Annotated in this window: 22 protein-coding genes; all 22 read right to left on the bottom strand. The window is 35.6% G+C overall.

Annotated features, from left to right (window positions below; translation table 11 throughout):
• Position 1 precedes the first annotated feature (1 nt).
• The gene (gene resB / locus EDC24_RS03020; protein ID WP_124219624.1) at positions 2-1,627 is read right to left on the bottom strand and encodes a cytochrome c biogenesis protein ResB; all 1,626 of its coding nucleotides are present in this window, start codon (positions 1,625-1,627) and stop codon (positions 2-4) included.
• Between the two features lie 16 nt (positions 1,628-1,643).
• A complete protein-coding gene (resA, locus tag EDC24_RS03015; RefSeq protein ID WP_124219623.1) occupies positions 1,644-2,183 on the bottom strand; it encodes a thiol-disulfide oxidoreductase ResA in 540 nt (179 codons plus the stop codon).
• A 65-nt stretch (positions 2,184-2,248) separates the two neighbouring features.
• The gene (locus EDC24_RS03010) at positions 2,249-2,989 is read right to left on the bottom strand and encodes a pseudouridine synthase (RefSeq protein WP_148087079.1); all 741 of its coding nucleotides are present in this window, start codon (positions 2,987-2,989) and stop codon (positions 2,249-2,251) included.
• Between the two features lie 69 nt (positions 2,990-3,058).
• Positions 3,059-3,583, bottom strand: a complete 525-nt coding sequence (locus EDC24_RS03005) for a spore maturation protein (RefSeq protein WP_124219619.1) — start codon at positions 3,581-3,583, stop codon at positions 3,059-3,061.
• The gene (locus EDC24_RS03000) at positions 3,564-4,172 is read right to left on the bottom strand and encodes a nucleoside recognition domain-containing protein (RefSeq protein ID WP_124219618.1); all 609 of its coding nucleotides are present in this window, start codon (positions 4,170-4,172) and stop codon (positions 3,564-3,566) included. The genes EDC24_RS03005 and EDC24_RS03000 overlap by 20 nt, the downstream gene beginning before the upstream one ends.
• Entirely contained in the window at positions 4,160-5,062 is a 903-nt protein-coding gene (locus EDC24_RS02995; RefSeq protein WP_124219616.1) for a D-alanyl-D-alanine carboxypeptidase family protein, read from the bottom strand. The genes EDC24_RS03000 and EDC24_RS02995 overlap by 13 nt, the downstream gene beginning before the upstream one ends.
• A gap of 102 nt (positions 5,063-5,164) precedes the next feature.
• Positions 5,165-5,623: a DUF3907 family protein gene (locus EDC24_RS02990; RefSeq protein ID WP_124219615.1), complete on the bottom strand. Its 459-nt coding sequence runs from the start codon at positions 5,621-5,623 to the stop codon at positions 5,165-5,167.
• Between the two features lie 32 nt (positions 5,624-5,655).
• Positions 5,656-6,231, bottom strand: a complete 576-nt coding sequence (gene scpB, locus EDC24_RS02985) for an SMC-Scp complex subunit ScpB (protein WP_124219613.1) — start codon at positions 6,229-6,231, stop codon at positions 5,656-5,658.
• 1 nt (position 6,232) lies between these two features.
• A complete protein-coding gene (locus EDC24_RS02980; protein ID WP_124219611.1) occupies positions 6,233-6,970 on the bottom strand; it encodes a segregation/condensation protein A in 738 nt (245 codons plus the stop codon).
• Between the two features lie 167 nt (positions 6,971-7,137).
• Positions 7,138-7,485, bottom strand: coding sequence for a GNAT family N-acetyltransferase (locus EDC24_RS02975; RefSeq protein WP_124219610.1), 348 nt, complete (start codon positions 7,483-7,485; stop codon positions 7,138-7,140).
• Positions 7,486-7,614: 129 nt separating this feature from the next.
• Positions 7,615-8,046 (bottom strand): peptidylprolyl isomerase, encoded by a 432-nt coding sequence (locus EDC24_RS02970; RefSeq protein ID WP_124219608.1) that lies wholly within the window; start codon positions 8,044-8,046, stop codon positions 7,615-7,617.
• Positions 8,047-8,079: 33 nt separating this feature from the next.
• A complete protein-coding gene (lysA, locus tag EDC24_RS02965; RefSeq protein ID WP_124219606.1) occupies positions 8,080-9,345 on the bottom strand; it encodes a diaminopimelate decarboxylase in 1,266 nt (421 codons plus the stop codon).
• Between the two features lie 184 nt (positions 9,346-9,529).
• Entirely contained in the window at positions 9,530-10,993 is a 1,464-nt protein-coding gene (locus tag EDC24_RS02960) for a spore germination protein (protein WP_124219605.1), read from the bottom strand.
• A 5-nt stretch (positions 10,994-10,998) separates the two neighbouring features.
• On the bottom strand, positions 10,999-11,349 hold the full coding sequence (gene spoVAE / locus EDC24_RS02955) for a stage V sporulation protein AE (protein ID WP_124220365.1): 351 nt from the start codon (positions 11,347-11,349) through the stop codon (positions 10,999-11,001).
• Positions 11,350-11,356: 7 nt separating this feature from the next.
• The gene (gene spoVAD / locus EDC24_RS02950) at positions 11,357-12,364 is read right to left on the bottom strand and encodes a stage V sporulation protein AD (RefSeq protein ID WP_124219603.1); all 1,008 of its coding nucleotides are present in this window, start codon (positions 12,362-12,364) and stop codon (positions 11,357-11,359) included.
• 18 nt (positions 12,365-12,382) lie between these two features.
• The gene (gene spoVAC, locus EDC24_RS02945; RefSeq protein WP_124219601.1) at positions 12,383-12,829 is read right to left on the bottom strand and encodes a stage V sporulation protein AC; all 447 of its coding nucleotides are present in this window, start codon (positions 12,827-12,829) and stop codon (positions 12,383-12,385) included.
• Between the two features lie 9 nt (positions 12,830-12,838).
• Positions 12,839-13,258 carry a stage V sporulation protein AB gene (locus tag EDC24_RS02940; RefSeq protein ID WP_124219599.1) on the bottom strand — a complete coding sequence of 140 codons (420 nt, stop codon included), beginning with the start codon at positions 13,256-13,258 and terminating at the stop codon, positions 12,839-12,841.
• Positions 13,248-13,871 carry a stage V sporulation protein AA gene (locus tag EDC24_RS02935; RefSeq protein WP_124219597.1) on the bottom strand — a complete coding sequence of 208 codons (624 nt, stop codon included), beginning with the start codon at positions 13,869-13,871 and terminating at the stop codon, positions 13,248-13,250. Before EDC24_RS02935 ends, EDC24_RS02940 begins: the two co-directional genes overlap by 11 nt.
• Before the next feature lie 226 nt (positions 13,872-14,097).
• Positions 14,098-14,850 carry an RNA polymerase sporulation sigma factor SigF gene (gene sigF, locus EDC24_RS02930; RefSeq protein ID WP_124219596.1) on the bottom strand — a complete coding sequence of 251 codons (753 nt, stop codon included), beginning with the start codon at positions 14,848-14,850 and terminating at the stop codon, positions 14,098-14,100.
• A gap of 4 nt (positions 14,851-14,854) precedes the next feature.
• A complete protein-coding gene (gene spoIIAB, locus EDC24_RS02925; protein ID WP_124219594.1) occupies positions 14,855-15,298 on the bottom strand; it encodes an anti-sigma F factor in 444 nt (147 codons plus the stop codon).
• A complete protein-coding gene (spoIIAA, locus tag EDC24_RS02920) occupies positions 15,295-15,648 on the bottom strand; it encodes an anti-sigma F factor antagonist (RefSeq protein ID WP_124219592.1) in 354 nt (117 codons plus the stop codon). The genes spoIIAB and spoIIAA overlap by 4 nt, the downstream gene beginning before the upstream one ends.
• Before the next feature lie 100 nt (positions 15,649-15,748).
• Positions 15,749-16,906, bottom strand: a complete 1,158-nt coding sequence (locus tag EDC24_RS02915; RefSeq protein WP_124219590.1) for a D-alanyl-D-alanine carboxypeptidase family protein — start codon at positions 16,904-16,906, stop codon at positions 15,749-15,751.
• Positions 16,907-16,918 lie beyond the last annotated feature (12 nt).

Below are 16,918 nucleotides of genomic sequence, written 5' to 3'. Positions count from 1 at the left end.
TTTAAAGCTTTTCCTGTTGGTCCTTAACCAAATTTAAAGACGTATCTGACATGGCTTGTCTAATATCTTCTTTAAGCCCATACCAGTTTTTATTCGTATGCCCTGCAATTAATAAGCTGCCATCTTCTTTTGGATGAATCCAGACTCGTCTGTGATGCCAATATAAACCTTGTGCGACACCAACCATAAAGATCATCGCACCAATCAAGAAATAAATTAAAGAGTGGTCCTTTTGCACAAGTAGTCCGGTAGCCGTAATTAACTCAGTATCTTCAACGTCGACGTTATATACTGAATCATCTGATAGCGGAATAATTTGTTCACCTAAGTAAAAATATCTTCCTTCAACGTCACCATTAGGATTATGGACCTCAAATACAAAACCTGGATTTCTAGGGTGTTTAGAAGATGACGATGGCCCTTCTTCTGTAAATTCTAACTCTGGATAATAACTATCAATATAGGCAATATAACCATCATTTAATTCATATTCTCTTTTATTATTATTTGGTAGAAAACCAAATGAACCTAATGAACTACCATCTTCATTATTTACAGATAATGTGATCCTTCCATATTCACTTCTTAACTGTGTACCTGACTGATAGATCTTATAAGAATCAACATTTAATGGTTCATTTAAACGAATTTCATGACGTTTGACTTCTTCCATCTCTGGTAATTGACCAGTAACTACTTCTTCTTTAGCTTTATAAACAACAGCATTCGTTTGAAAGTTACTTGGGACATCAAATTCTTCATTTTTTAAGGCTTCCTGGAATCGATCATCATGTCGGTCCCAAGTTTCATATACAAATTTCTCGTTTTCAATGTAGTATTCTCCATTAGTTGTTGGGACTTCGCGTGTCTCACCTTCGCGGACCCAAACATAGCCCTCATCATACATAAAAGGAAACATTCTTAAGATGGCCGCTAATAAAATTATAATAAGTCCAATATGATTAACGTATGGCCCCCAGCGTGAAAATCTATTTTTTTCCGCCATTATATGACCATCTTGTTCGGTAATTTTATAACGCCTTTTCTTTAAATTTTCAATTAGCGTTTTTCGCTCACTTTGGTTAACATTTTCTGTTTCAGCAAAGAAACGCTGTCTTTTGACGAAAATTTCATGTCGTTTCGGTTTTTGGTTTTTTAGTGCTCTATGTAATGGTACAACGCGATCAATCGAACAGATGACTAGTGAAATACCTATTAAAGCAATTAGTATAATAAACCACCATGAACTATATAGTTCATGAAAACCTAACTGATAAAATATTTGTCCCGTTATACCATATTCTTGTTCATAATATTGATTAGCAGGAATTGGTGTGTTGGCATTCATATATTGCGGATAGATTGTACCAATTGCCGATGCAATTAAAGCGAGTGCAATAAGCCAAACCCCAACTTTAACTGATGAGAAAAAGGCCCAAGTCTTATCTATAAATGTACGCTTATACGTTTGTGAACGCCTTGCAGAACCATCATAACGCATGTTTAATAATTTATTTTGATCATTACCATCGATATGTTGGTTACCTTCGATCGGTTTACCACACGCTTCACATAGTACAGTTCCTTCATGGTTAATATGACCACATTCACATTTTACTTTCTTCATCATTCATCCCTCGCGGTTAGTCTTCCGGTAATATTTCTTTAAAATAACCTTCTAATTTCTCTAGCGTTAGAGGACCTTTAACCACACGTTCAATCGTGCCATCTGGATTGATAAAATAAGACGTTGGTAAAGGAACGACTTGATATCGGTCCATAACAGTACCGTTTTTATCATGAACTAATGGAAAACTTAGATTTAGCCTATTATAGAAATCCTCTATAACCATGCTATTTTTATCTACACTTACTGCGACTATTTCAATACCCTTCTCTTCATATTCTGCATATAATTCTTCCATATGAGGCATTTCTTTTTTACAAGGTTCACAATAAGTAGCCCAGAAGTTAATCATAACGCCCTTTCCTTTAAGCTCTTCAAGTTCTATTGTTTCATCACTCAACATACGCTCTAGAACAAAGTTAGGTGCTTGATCTCCTTGAGCTAATAATGGGTCGTCGCTTTTGGCATTTATATATAAAACAAAGATCGTTGTTGCAACTAGCACTGTCAAAACAACAGTACGGAATATTAGTCGTCTTTTCTTCTTCTTTGTCAACGGGCATCCTCCTTTAATCCCATTATAACACCTTGCCTATATGAACCGTTTTTCATGTTTGAACATTATTTAACATTTTTTTCTGCAAGATTTAAGAGTTGTTTAACTTCTTTTGGTGTTAATTCACGGTAATCTCCAGGGTTTAAATTACCTAACGTCAATGGTCCAAAATTTTCGCGCTTTAATTTTTCCACTTCATACCCTAAAGACTCAAACATACGTTTAACTTGTCTATTCTTGCCTTCTTGTAGCGTTAATTCAATAATGCTTTTTCCTTTTTTCTTATCTACTTTTAGTATTCTGCTATGAACACATTTTAAATACTCACCATTATGTTCTATACCCTTTTTAAAAGATGATATTTCAGGTTTAGTTGGAACTCCCTTGACTTTTGCCACGTAGACTTTATTTATTTTGTACTTAGGATGAATTAATTTTTGTGTGAATTCCCCGTCATTCGTTAACAAAATAAGACCAGACGTGTCATAGTCCAATCGTCCAACTGGGTATAGGCGAGTCTCAATCTCTTCGCTTAATAAATCTCCTAAGACCTTTCTTCCTTTATCATCACTTACACTTGAGATCACGCCTCTAGGTTTATAAAGCATGATATATAGTGGTTCTTCCTTTTCGATTGGAATTCCGTCAACTTCTATATCGTCATTAGGACCAACTTTGGTTCCTAATTCTGTTACCTTCTTATTATTAACTTTTACTCTACCTTCTGTTATTAAGTTTTCAGCCTTTCGTCTTGAAGTATAACCACTCTTAGCAATCACTTTTTGTAAACGTTCTTTTGAACTCATTAAACCACCTTTTCTCTCCATAATAAAGACAAAAGCGTTAACTTAAAGTTAACGCTCCCCCTTTTCTTTCTAACCGAATAGCAAATAACATATGATTAACGATGCTATTATACCAATAAAGTCAGCTAACAGTCCAACTTTAAGCGCATCACCCATTTTTTTAATACCAACTGCTCCAAAATAAACGGTTAGAATATATAATGTTGTATCAGTACTACCTTGCATCGTCGAAGCTAGTTTACCTAAATAAGAATCTGGTCCCTCAGTTTTTATAATATCTGTTGCAACACCTAATGATGCTGTTCCTGATATAGGCCTCGTTAAGGCAAGTGGCACAATATCCGGTGGGACATGCAAAAATGTCAATAAAGGAGATATTAATAATACAAATGCATCCATTGCACCAGAAGCCCTAAAAATACTAATAGATACAATCATTCCTAATAAAAAAGGAAGCAAGGAAATAGCGAGTGATACTCCTTCCTTACCCCCTTCTACGAATTTTTCATATGTAGGAACTTTCTTATATGTTCCGTACAATAAGACAAATAAAATGATAAATGGGATGATGTAATTACTTAACTGTAAGATCATAGTCTATTCTCCCTTGTCTACGATAATAAAAATAACGATCAACTAAAATAGCACCAATTGTCGATATCAATGTCGCAAAAATAGATGAAATAACTATTTCTGTCGGTGCTGTTGATTCGTACTGCATCCTGATAGCAATCATCGTAGTTGGAATAAGGGTTACACTCGATGTATTTAAAGCTAAAAAAGTAATCATAGATCTCGATGCTTCATCTTTGTCATCATTTAGACTTTTCATTTCTTTCATAGCTTTAATACCTAATGGTGTTGCAGCATTACCTAACCCAAATATATTAGCTGAAAAATTGGATAATATATATCCCATTGCTGGGTGGTTATGAGGTATATCAGGGAACAACCTTGTAAACAATGGTTTAAAAAATTTAGCCAGCTTAACTAATAAACCTGCTTCTTCAGCAACTCTCATTAAACCTAACCAAAATACTAATATACTAACTAAACTAATTGTTAAATAGACGGCTTCATTAGCACTTTCGAAAATGACTTCATTTACTTCTTCAATTGTACCGTTAAAAACAGCATATATAATGCCAATCGCCGCCATACTCACCCAAATTATATGGACCATTGTCTGACACCATGCATTCTATGGATCACATCAAAGTACGATTCTATAAATTGAGGGAAATCAAGAATTTCTTCATCAATGGGGTCTGATTGATCCTCTAAGGCTTTAAAACCATAATCATACAACGTTCGATGGTCTTGCCAATCACTTGAAGCATTTAAAGTAACCACCACTATTTGTTCACCATTACGTTCAGCTGTTGTTACTAGTGTTCTGCCGGCGGATTTCGTAAAACCTGTTTTTCCACCCGTACAATAATCATTCGTCATAAGCATTTTGTTTTTATTAAACCAATAATAATTAATATTTTCTGGTAGATGTTTTTTTGTTCCAAAGATCTTTCTAAAATCACTATTAGTGCTCATTGCATATGACGTCAAAAGAGCCATATCATATGCTGTTGAGTAATGGTTCTCTTCATCAAGTCCATGCGGATTTTGAAATGAGCTGTTATTCATTCCAATCCAAGTTGCTTTTTGATTCATAAGAAAAGCAAAGCCTTTTACGCTTCCCCCAACATGTTCTGCAATAGCAGTTGCCGCATCATTACCTGACCTTAACATTAATCCATATATTAAATCTTCCAAAGTATAAATATCACCAGGTTTTGTATAAATAGAAGAACCCTCTTTCATAGCTGCATTTCGGCTAATGAGGACACGATCTTTTATTTCTTCCTGTTCAAGTGCAACAATGGCAGTCATGATTTTAGTTATACTAGCAATATTTTTTTGTTGGTTTGCATTTTTTTCAAAAATAATTTCATTCGTATCCATATCCAATACAACAGCATTTTCAGCTGAAATTGAAGGTGTAACTTCTGTTTCGGATGGAACAGTCGTCAAAAATAATAAAGTAAATACCAGGATTATCATCAATGCATTTTTCATGTGCGAACTCCTCACTTGGTGGACTTGTCTACCTAGTATTCAATATATGAACTTGTCTTTTGTGTATGAATAAAAAATAAAGCTGAGGAAGAATCCTCAGCTTTATAAATCTAAATAATCTAATTGTTCTCTCAGTTCATGAAATGAAGGTTCTACTTTTTTCATTGTCTGTTCAATAATCTCCCCGGGATCATCTCGAAAATCAATTGAGCACTTATTTCGATAAGAAGCTCGACTATCCTCCGTCCAAATCTCATCTTTTGGCGAAAAATACTCAATCACACATTTATAGTAAATACCTTTATAAACTCGATCAACATAATTTTGTTCGAGTTGATCGGTCTGTATTAGTTTAGTGATGGCCCTTTTACCTTCACCACAATAGACAGCTAAATACCTAAATTCACGAAATATGTTTTGTATATAATCAATTGGAACTTGATGATTAGAATCCAATACTTTATCTATACTTGTAAAATCTAAAAAATCATTTAATTCATCTTCAATTATTTCTAAATGGTCATTGATTAACTCTGCTTGTGAGCGAAGCTGCGTATCCATTCGAGTAATATATCCTCCTTAGAATGTTAAACCTACTCATTTTCTGGCAAATCGCTAAAAAATAAATCAGCCTCTTGTACTGCCTCATTGAAGCCTTCTTCAGGTAATGGTGGTAATTCGTCTAACGACGTTAAGCCAAAGAATGTCAAAAACTCTTTTGTTGTTTGGTAAAGAATTGGTCGTCCGCTTGTTTCCTTTCTCCCACATTCTTCTATTAAGAATCGAGATACTAATGTTTGGACTGGCCCATCACTTTTAACTCCTCGGATATCTTCTACTTCAACCTTTGTAATGGGTTGACGATAAGCAATAATCGCGAGTGTTTCTAATGCCGCTTGCGATAAACGAGAAGACACCGTCGTTTCTATCATTTTTTCATAATAAAGAGCATGTTCCGGCTTAGTTGTTAGATAAAAAACCCCCTTTAATTCTAATATAGATAACCCTCGTTGATTATGTTCATAATCAAACCTTAATTCATCTAATAGAACATGAACGGTATCCTCATCTATTGAAAGAACGTCTTTTATTTGTTTAACGGATAACCCTTCATCTCCAGACACAAATAATAGTCCTTCTAGAACCCCTTTTAATTGTTTCAGTTCCATCTTAAACCTCCATAAGTTCAACCATTATATCTTCGAAGTTATGTGTTTGATAACAACTAATCTTTACTGCTTTCATTAACTCCAAAATAGCTAGAAACGTTGCTACTATTTCAAATTTTTCTTGGTATGGAAACAATGATTCGAAGTTTTTTCGGCCTTCTGACACTTTTAATTCACCGATGACTTCATCCATTCTTTTTTCTATCGAAATCTCTTGCCTTTGTACTGTTGTCTCCATCGGTTTAAGTAACTGTTTACGTCTAAGAACTTTTTGGAACGCTTGTGCTAAATCTACAATTGACACACTGTCACTTTTAGTCACTTTAACTGTACTTTCATAGTCAGATAAATCTGATGGAGGTTTTGTAAATATTTGATTACCTTCTTGTTCCCTTTCTTTTAATTCTTTGGATGCCTCTTTATATTTACGATATTCAATAATTCGTTGTATAAGTTCATCTCTTGGGTCTTCTTCGTATTCATCTTCTACCTCTAACTCTTGTTTAGGTAAAAGCATATGACTTTTTATAGCCAATAACGTTGCTGCCATAACTAGATATTCACTGGCAACATCTAACTGCATTTCTTGCATGGTGTGTATGTAATCTAAATACTGGTCCGTGATTTCTTTTAATGGTACATCGTATATATCAATTTCATATTGATTAACTAAATGTAATAGTAAATCAAGTGGGCCTTCGAAAGTATCAAGTTTAACTTGATAGATGGATTGTCCCAATTTATCTCACTCATTTCAACGTCATTTCATTATTCTCATTCAAATCTTAACAAATAATGAATGAGATTGAAATACTATATAAACCCCTAAACCTAATATGGTGCGTGTTTTTAAGAAATTACAACTGAAAGAAGTCCTACCAGTTAACATACTAGTAGGACTTCGAATCACTCTTCACAATGACTGACGAAGTTCTCCGTCTTTTCATTAGCACAGATTAAATATTCTTGACCAAACTGATCTTTTAGTGCTTGCACCATCTTTTTACCGATACCTTGGTTTCGGTGCGATGGGGTGACACTTATGTGTTGGACAATCATTTTTTGGTCATCTTCAATACGTACTCCAACGGCACCTAGGACGTCTTCTTCTTTCCAAAGAAATAAACGCCATTGGTCATTAGTTTCGTACTCTTTAATCGTAGATTGTAACTTTTTGACTTCTTTTTCATCAGGCATGAAAGAAAGTAAGCCCATGGCAATCTTCTCAAAACTCTTTTTATATTTAATAAGCATAAAAACCCCTCTTAGTTCATACTCTATCTACTTACTAAAGATTTATAGTTTTCTCAATATATACTTTAATCATTATAACTAATTTGTCAAACGACAAAAAGAATATTTTAAATAGAGTATGTCAAATCACTACTTGTCGATTGTGACTTTATCCATAACATCACCGGGTCTAACACGATCAACGACTTCAAAACCTTCAGTTACGTTTCCAAACACTGTGTGTACACCGTCCAAATGAGGTTGTGGTGAATGGCAGATAAAAAACTGACTACCACCAGTATCTTTACCCGCATGTGCCATAGACAGTGTTCCGCGCTCGTGTTTACGTGGATTATCTTCTGTTTCACATTTAATAGTGTAACCTGGACCGCCTGTTCCATCTCCATTTGGGCAGCCCCCCTGAATAACAAAGTTTGGAATAACTCTATGGAATGTTAAGCCGTCATAAAACCCTTTCTCAGCAAGCTCCACAAAATTTTCGACTGTTTTCGGGGCTTCTTCATCAAATAATTGAATTTGAATCGCTTCACCGTTTTCAAAATGAATCGTTGCTTTTGTCATAATTCATTTCTCCCTCTTCATCATTCATAATGTTTATTCATATGATAAATCACTTTGTGTTAAATCTCTATACGTTTCTCGTTTTACAACTAAATGATCTTGGCCGTCCTCAATAAATACAACAGCAGGTTTTGCGAAACGATTATAGTGATTAGCCATCGAATAGCCATATGCGCCTGTCGATTTTACAGCTAATAAATCACCACTCTCAACTTTAGGAACCTCTAAATCCCAAATTAACATATCACCTGACTCACAACATTTGCCTGCAACGGACACGATCTCTTCTTTTGGTTGGTCCATTTTATTAGCTACAACAGCATCATATTTAGCTTGATATAAAGCTGGACGAATATTGTCGGTCATTCCACCATCGACCGATACATATTTTCGAATACCTTCTAGTTCTTTTATAGATCCTATGGTATATATTGTTGAGCCAGCCTCTCCAACAATTGACCGACCGGGTTCAATCCAAATCTCTGGCGTACTTAATCCATGTTGACTAGCTTCTTCTCTTACAGTCTCAACTAATGATATGACGTATTGATTTAACGGTAGTGGTTCATCTTCTTGTGTATATTGTATACCAAAACCACCGCCTAAGTTTACGACTTTTGCTTCGAACTGGAATTTTTCCTTCCATGATTTTAACATTTGATAAATCTTTCTTGTAGCTAAAACAAAGCCTTGAGTTTCAAAGATTTGTGAACCTATATGACAGTGTACACCTTGTACATGGATTCGGTCACTTTGAATTAATTGGCTAAGAGCATCATCAGCCTGTTCGCTTGAAAGGTCAAAGCCGAATTTAGAATCTTCTTGCCCAGTTAAGATATAGTCATGCGTATGCGCCTCAATTCCAGGTGTTACACGCAAAAGGACTTCCATCTCAGTATTATGTTGATCTAATAGTTTCTTCAATAGGTCAATTTCATAAAAATTATCAACGACGATACATCCGATATTATGTTCTATAGCCATTTCGAGTTCTTCTATGTTTTTATTATTACCGTGAAGATGTATTTTTTCTACTGGAAACCCCGCTTCTATCGCTGTATATAATTCACCTTGTGAAACGACATCAAGGCTCAACCCTTCTTGCTTAGCAACCTGAAGCATAGCAATCGAAGAAAATGCTTTACTAGCATACGCGACTTGATAATCAACATTTAATGATTCAAATGTATGAACAAAAGCTCTAGCATTTTCCCTAATTTGATTCACATCATAAACAAAAAGTGGTGTGCTATATTTATTAACTAAATACTCAGCACTGACTCCATTGATATGTAACATATTCTCCCGCACCACTTCATCACCTTCCTGAATCAGTTCATAAATATATGTATAAACAAAAGAATTAAGAGTTTTTGTAAATAGAAAACGATACTTGTTGTTAGCCTTTGCAAACAAACAAGTATCGATTACTATATCAATAATCTCTAAAACTATACCATAAAGTTTTAAATATTATCAATAATTAACGACGCTTTTCATCTTGTGGGTGTACTATACTCGGTCTAACTTTATGAAGTGGAACTGGTACTCTGAACAAAATATGATAAAGAGCCTTAGCATTAAACGGAATCACTGGCCAAAAGTAAGGTGTGTTTAAAGAAAGTGTCCTTGTTAATAGTAGAATGTATAATGTAAAGCCAACTACGAGCCCTATAACGCCTAACCAGGCAGTAATTACAACTAAAAGTAACCTTGCAATTTTATTAGCTACGCTTAGTTCATAACTCGGTGTCGCATAAGCTCCCATTGCACTAATTGCTACATATAAAATGATCTCTGGCGTGAATAAACCAACTTGTATAGCAATTTCACCAATCAAAATCGCGGCAATCAACCCCATTGCTGTAGAAACAGCTGTTGGCGTATGAATAGCTGCAATTCTGAGGAACTCTACACCAACATCCGCCAACAAGACCTGTACTAATAAAGGAATATTTCCTTCTTCATTTGGCCCAATATAGGCTAAGTTTGGTGGTAGCAACTCAGGGTTCATAACAAATAATAACCACAATGGTAATAAAAATATAGAAAAGAAAATAGCAAAAAATCTAACCCAACGTACGAACGTCCCAACCACAGGAGATTGTCTGAATTCTTCTGCATGTTGAACATGATGAAAAAAGGTTGTCGGAGTGATAATGACACTAGGTGAAGTATCCACCATAATTAACACATGACCTTCAAACAAATGTGCTGATGCAACGTCTGGCCTTTCAGTAAATCTGACAAGCGGAAACGGGTTTCCTTTTTGATTGACTACGAACTCTTCTAAGCTCTTTTCAGCCATGGATAAACCATCAACATCTAGCTTTTTTAAACTCGAGCGAATCTCATCGACTAACCCTGGGTCTGCAACGTCATCTATATATGCAATAGCTACGTCTGTTCTAGATCTAGCCCCTATTCTTAACATCTCAAAACGCAAGTTATCGTCTCTAACTCTTCTTCTCGTCAACCCAGTATTTACGATAATATTTTCTGTATAGCCATCTCTTGACCCTCTTACGACCTTTTCAGTATCAGGTTCTGATGGTGGTCTCCCAGGATAACTACGTGTATCAACAGCAAAAGCTTCGGCATATCCATCTACAATAACGACAATTAGTCCGGAAAGGATTTCAGTCACCGCATCATAAGTGACATCCACTTTTTCGACTTGATTATTCACTAGTCGATTTTCAATGAGTTCATGAATGTTTTTAGGCTTAGATTCGACATCATTTAATTCTAATAGTTCCTTCATTACGATGTTGATGTGATCTTTATCATTCAATCCATTAACAAAATAGATGTCAATTTCAGTTCCTAAAATGTTTAATGTTCGAAACTCTGCATCAAACGACACATCGATTCCAAGCAACTCTTTTAAAAACTTTCGATTATCCTTAAGTGACTTACTTAATTTTCTCTCTTTATCCGGTTTCATTAGGCTCATCCTTTAGGTTTGAAGATTAATGCGACAATAAATCCAAATAGAATAGCTGAAGCAATACCGGCTGATGTCAACTGAAATATCCCAACTGATACACCGATAAACCCATGCTCTTCTGCTTGTGTCATAGCTCCATGAAGTAATGAATGACCAAAACTTGTAATTGGCACAGTTGCACCGGCTCCGGCGAATTCAATTAATTTATCATATAGATTAAAACCATCTAAAACTGCTCCTGCCACGACGAACGAAGACATCACATGAGCTGGGGTTAATTTAAAAACATCTAATACAATTTGACCGACAACACATATAGATCCGCCAACTACAAAAGCCCAGAAAAAATCCATAAACATTTTATACATCAACCCTTTGTAACACCACGCCGTGTGCAATACATGGAATGGTCTCTTTTTGCTGAACAATGGTTGGACTAAGTAGTGCACCAGTCGCAACAACAAGCACTTTTTTAAGCTTATTTTGTTTTAATTGTTGAATAATATAACCATAAGTAACGACAGCTGAGCATGCACAACCGCTACCACCTGAGAAAACTTGTTGGTTCGCTTGGTAAACCATTAAACCACAATCTCGATGAATACCTTCCATATCATAACCTGATTGCTCGGTCATTTTTTTTACAATTGGTGAACCAACACTAGATAGGTCACCCGTTAAAATAAGATCATAATCTGAAGGGTCTCGGCCAAAGTCTTTAAGATGCTGAACAATCGTATCAGCTGCAGCAGGTGCCATAGCTGAGCCCATATCTAGTGGATCATTCATACCATAATCAATAACTCGCCCAATCGTTGCACCTTCGATTTGAATATCTGAAGGTTCATTATTAATCAACAGTGTCCCAGCGCCAGTAACAGTTGTTGTTGCTGTATCAGGCTTTTGTCCACCGTATTCTGTTGGATATCGAAATTGACGTTCTGCTGTTGAATAATGACTACTTGTGCTAGCCAGTACATTTTTACAATTTCCACTATCGACTAATGAAGATCCGATTGCTAAAGCTTCCATGGATGTTGAACAAGCTCCAAATACACATAAAAATGGTGACTCAATATTTCGTGCTACATAATTTGATGTCACATTTTGATTGAGTAAGTCACCACTTATAAATAAATCAATCGCATCTTCACGCATATTAGTCTTACCCATACAAATATCAATTGATTTCGTTAACAGTGCTTGTTCTGCACCTTCCCAAGTTGATGCTTCACAATGAAGATCTTCAAAAGAATAATCAAAGGTTTCACCTAATGGACCTTGCTTTTCTTTTGGACCAGTAACGGTTGCTGATGATTGAATATAAACACCTTGATTAAATTGCCAAGAATTTTTTCCTATTTTCATGATGTTATTCACCCTTAGTTATAAAAACTGTTCTACTAAATAACGAATTAAGCCAACAACATATGCAGATACGGCACCAAAAACGATCACTGATCCTGCTAATTTAAACATATTAGTCGCAATCCCTAATACGATGCCTTCACTTTTGTGTTCCAGAGCAGCGCTGGCTATGGAATTGGCAAAACCAGTCACCGGAACAGCTGAACCTGCACCTGCAAATTGTCCAATTTTATCGTAAACGCCAAAACCAGTAAGGATAGCTGCTATAAGTATTAAAGTAGTAACAGTTGGATTTCCTGCCGTTTTTTCAGTAAAACCAAAAACTTCAATATAAAAAAATGTGAGCCCTTGGCCAATAGCACATATTAATCCACCAACTAAAAACGCTTTAATACAATTACGTAATAGTTTGGGTTTTGGTTGATATTTTTTGACTTCACTGGCGTAATTATCTTTTGTAATCATTCGTTTTCCCTACCTCACATATATAATCCATTGAAATAAAGAGCCAATTATCTTACCAAACACGATGGCTAGCACTAACAATTCAATTTTTTCATTTAACTTCATTCGTTTTGCCATTATGGGAAATACGTTTAATACTTCAGTTAAAGCTGCTGCAAGCATTCCGATAAATATTCCATGTAACAAACCCCAAATCATTTCAAATACTATTGGGAGGTTGAAAGTCAAATGAGAAAAAGACAGAAAAATACCAAATAATGCACCTAATATGACTGCCCACTCATAAAACTGTAAAAAAGGTTTTGATTTACTTAATTGAACCAGCCTTGGAATAATCCCTAAAACGGTAATGAAAGCTACAAAACCCGACCCTACAGCCAATCCTCCGGCTAAGCCGACAAACATCTCAACAACATGACTAACGGTCATCTTCTTTATTCAGCTCATTCTCATTAAAAGATACATAGTGGTGTAGGTCCTGATCGTAGTTAAACATCTCAACTTCTAACGGACTTGGTTCTTCATTGAATCGTTTTTTGAAAAAATGATTAAAAAATAAAATCATGCCAAGCCCCAAGCCTATCGAATAAGGAATTTGTAGCCACAATACGCTGCGGTTTTTATGATCTGCAGACGACATCATGTTGTGTAATGATGACTGTACTTCTTCCATACTTACGTCAAAGTGAAAGTTCATAATCGCCATAGCTGCACCTACAAAAAGTAATAGCCAAATGAAAAGTACATATAAGGGGTAAACTTTTGGTTTAGGTTGATAGATCACTAAAATTGCTTGTGAAGCCCCGACTGACTCTATTTCGATTTCAGGGTATAAAGTGTGGATTCGCTCAATTATGTTAAACAAATCGAAAACTTTATAAGTTTGATCATCTTTTGTGACTGTGTGTAGATAAAGGGTTGAAAGTTTCTTTTTCACATCTACATTATTCGTGCTAATCCAGGCAATATCATTGAGGTGAATTTGTTGACCCATTTGTACGACTTGCTTTGGTTTTAATCTGATATAAATCACTCGTGTCATCTCATCCACCCCGTTACAATATTTCCTTTCCATACATATATAGCCATCGCTCTATCATGTATTATGTACATTACATTCTTTAAAATGTATGTTGAAAATAAAAAAAGAGCTTGAAACTACAGAAAATAACCATAATAAAAAACCGTACAATGAACCAATCGTTTTAATCATTGTACGGTCATGATTATTCTTGCTTTTTACTCGTAAATACATCTTTAAACCATTACTATTTATTCAGTAAATGCCCCATATCTTTTAGTATATTTTTCTCAAGCCGTGAGACTTGAACTTGTGATATGTTTAATCGCTTGGCCACTTCCGCTTGTGTTTGATCCTTGAAATATCTTAAGTAAATAATTAGTCGTTCCCTTGGACTCAACTGACGGATTGCTTCTTTTAACGCAATATGTTCAAACCAGCTAGAGTCTTTTTCTGCTATTTGATCCATAAGCGTAATTGGATCACCTTCGTTTTCAAATACGGTTTCATGAATTGAATGTGGATTTTGGTTAGCTTCAAGTGCCATAATGATATCTTCCTTAGGAATATCTAAGGCTTCACTAACTTCTGATATGGAAGGAGAACGTCCATTCTGCTTAGAGTACTCCTCCATATGCGCTTTAATTTTATTATTTAATTCTTTTAAAGAACGACTTATTTTAATTGAGCCGTCATCCCGAATAAAACGTTGAATCTCCCCTATAATCATAGGCACTGCATATGTTGAGAACTTCACATCGTACGATAGGTCAAACTTATCAATCGATTTAATCAAACCAATACATCCAATTTGAAATAAATCGTCCGCTTCATACCCTCTATTTAAAAACCGTTGGACAACAGACCACACCAGGCGTTGATTACGTTTAACTAGTTCATCTCGAGCTGCTTCATCGCCAGATTGACTTCGTTCAATCAATTCCCTAACTTGTTCAGGTGATAATGCTTGCTCCTCTTTTACTTTACCGTTTTTGCTCATAGCATCACCTATGGGAGGCGGTTTCGTTTTGATTGAACTTCTTTTTTAGCCTTACGGTGGTTCCATAGCCAACTTGAGAGTCTATCGTCAGATCATCCATAAAGTTCTCCATAATTGTAAAGCCCATACCTGATCGTTCTAATTCAGGTTTTGAAGTATACATTGGTTGAACGGCTTCATCTACATCTTCAATTCCCCGTCCATGGTCCATAATTTTAAGTTCGACCTCACTATTTACGATTGAACATTCTAGAGTTACGAGGCCTTCTTCAGATTCTTCATATCCATGGATGATTGCATTTGTAACTGCTTCTGACACCACCGTTTTAATTTCCGTTAATTCATCAACTGTCGGGTCTAATTGAGCAATAAAAGAAGCAACCGTCACCCTAGCAAAAGATTCATTTTCACTTTTTGCGGAAAAATCAACTTTCATGTAATTATTCATGAAGCCACCCCCAAACGCTCAAGAGCCGCTTCTTCATCGTTAGCTGTTCGAACAAGCTTGAATAAGCCTGACAGCTCAAATAATCGTTTAATAGCCTGGTTATATGAACATACAACCATTTCACCGTTTTGTTGTTTTACTTCTTTGTAACGGCCTAAAAATACGCCTAATCCAGACGAATCCATAAAGGATAACTTCTCTAGATTAACGACAACATGCTTAATGTTTGAATCGTTTAATTGCCCTTTCCATTCATCTTTCAACCGTTCCGCCTCATGGTGATCTAACTCACCCACAAGCCTTACTAACAATACATCTTCTCTCTTTTCAAAATGTGAAATAAGACTCAACGCTTTTTCCTCCTTACAAATTGAAATTAAGCTATTGAGTCTTTCTTTCTTTTCCTTGTATATTCCTGCTAATAGACAAAACTAGTTATGTTTCGACTATTTATTTACCTTGGTGGATTGATCTTAGAGTCTTTTTCCACAAATTCCAAAGGTTAGCGTCTTTGACATCTTGATTAATAACCAAAGGATACTCAGATACTGTGTTTTCATCTTTCATAATTTTAATCTTACCAACCACATCCCCTTTTTGAACCGGCCACTGATTTACATTTTCTTTCACGATTTCGGTTTGATAATCCTCAATGGATTCTCCCTTTTTTAGTAATAGTGATATGTTGTGTTTAGGAGAAGCTGTAATCTTTTGTCTTGATTTGAGCGGTTCCCATTCAAAAATGGCTTCATTCTTGCTGTAAAGCCTCTCAATATCGTAATGACCAAAAGCATAATCCAATAAATTAGAGATTTCCTTATTCCGATCTTTTGAAGTTTCAGCTCCCATAACAACTGCAATGACTCTCATATCATCCCGTTTAGCCGTTGCCGTTAAACAATATTTAGCTTTAGAAGTATATCCTGTCTTTAATCCATCTACTCCATCATAAAAGCGCACTAATTTGTTTGTATTTACTAACCAAAACTCATCTTCACTACCTTTTCGTAAGTAATCTTCGTAGATTTTAGTGTATTCCGTTATCTCTTCATACCCTAACAATGCCTTAGCCATAACCGCCATATCCTTTGCTGTTGTATAGTGATTATCAGCTGGTAGACCTGTAGCATTTACGAAGTTTGTATCCTTTAGCCCAAGTGCTTTTGCTTTTTCATTCATTTGTTCTACAAAAGCTTCTTCGGTAACAGAAATACGTTCAGCAAGAGCCACTGACGCATCATTTGCTGAAGCAACGGCTACACTTTTTAACAGATCTTGTACACTCATCTCTTCAAAGGGTTCTAAATATATTTGCGTACCTCCCATTGACGCAGCGTGTTCACTAATCCTTACGTTTTCATCAAGTTTTAACGTTCCTTCATCTAAAGCTTCCATGATTAATAACATCGTCATAACTTTTGTCATACTAGCCGGCGGAAGCTTTTTCGTTTCGTTTTCCTTATATAATATTTCACCTGTGTCCGCTTCCATTAATAATGCAGATTGAGCAGAAGTTGTCAGTTTCGCCGTTTCTTGTTCCTCAGCAAACAAACTGTAACTAGGGAACAATAGAGTAAAAATTAGTAAACATGATATAACTTTCTTCATCTTCAATTCCCT

The sequence above is a fragment of the Aquisalibacillus elongatus genome (assembly GCF_003843875.1).
Lineage (GTDB): Bacteria > Bacillota > Bacilli > Bacillales > Alkalibacillaceae > Aquisalibacillus > Aquisalibacillus elongatus.
Note: the sequence above shows the minus strand (reverse complement) of the source record. Positions and strands in the feature narration are given on the sequence as shown.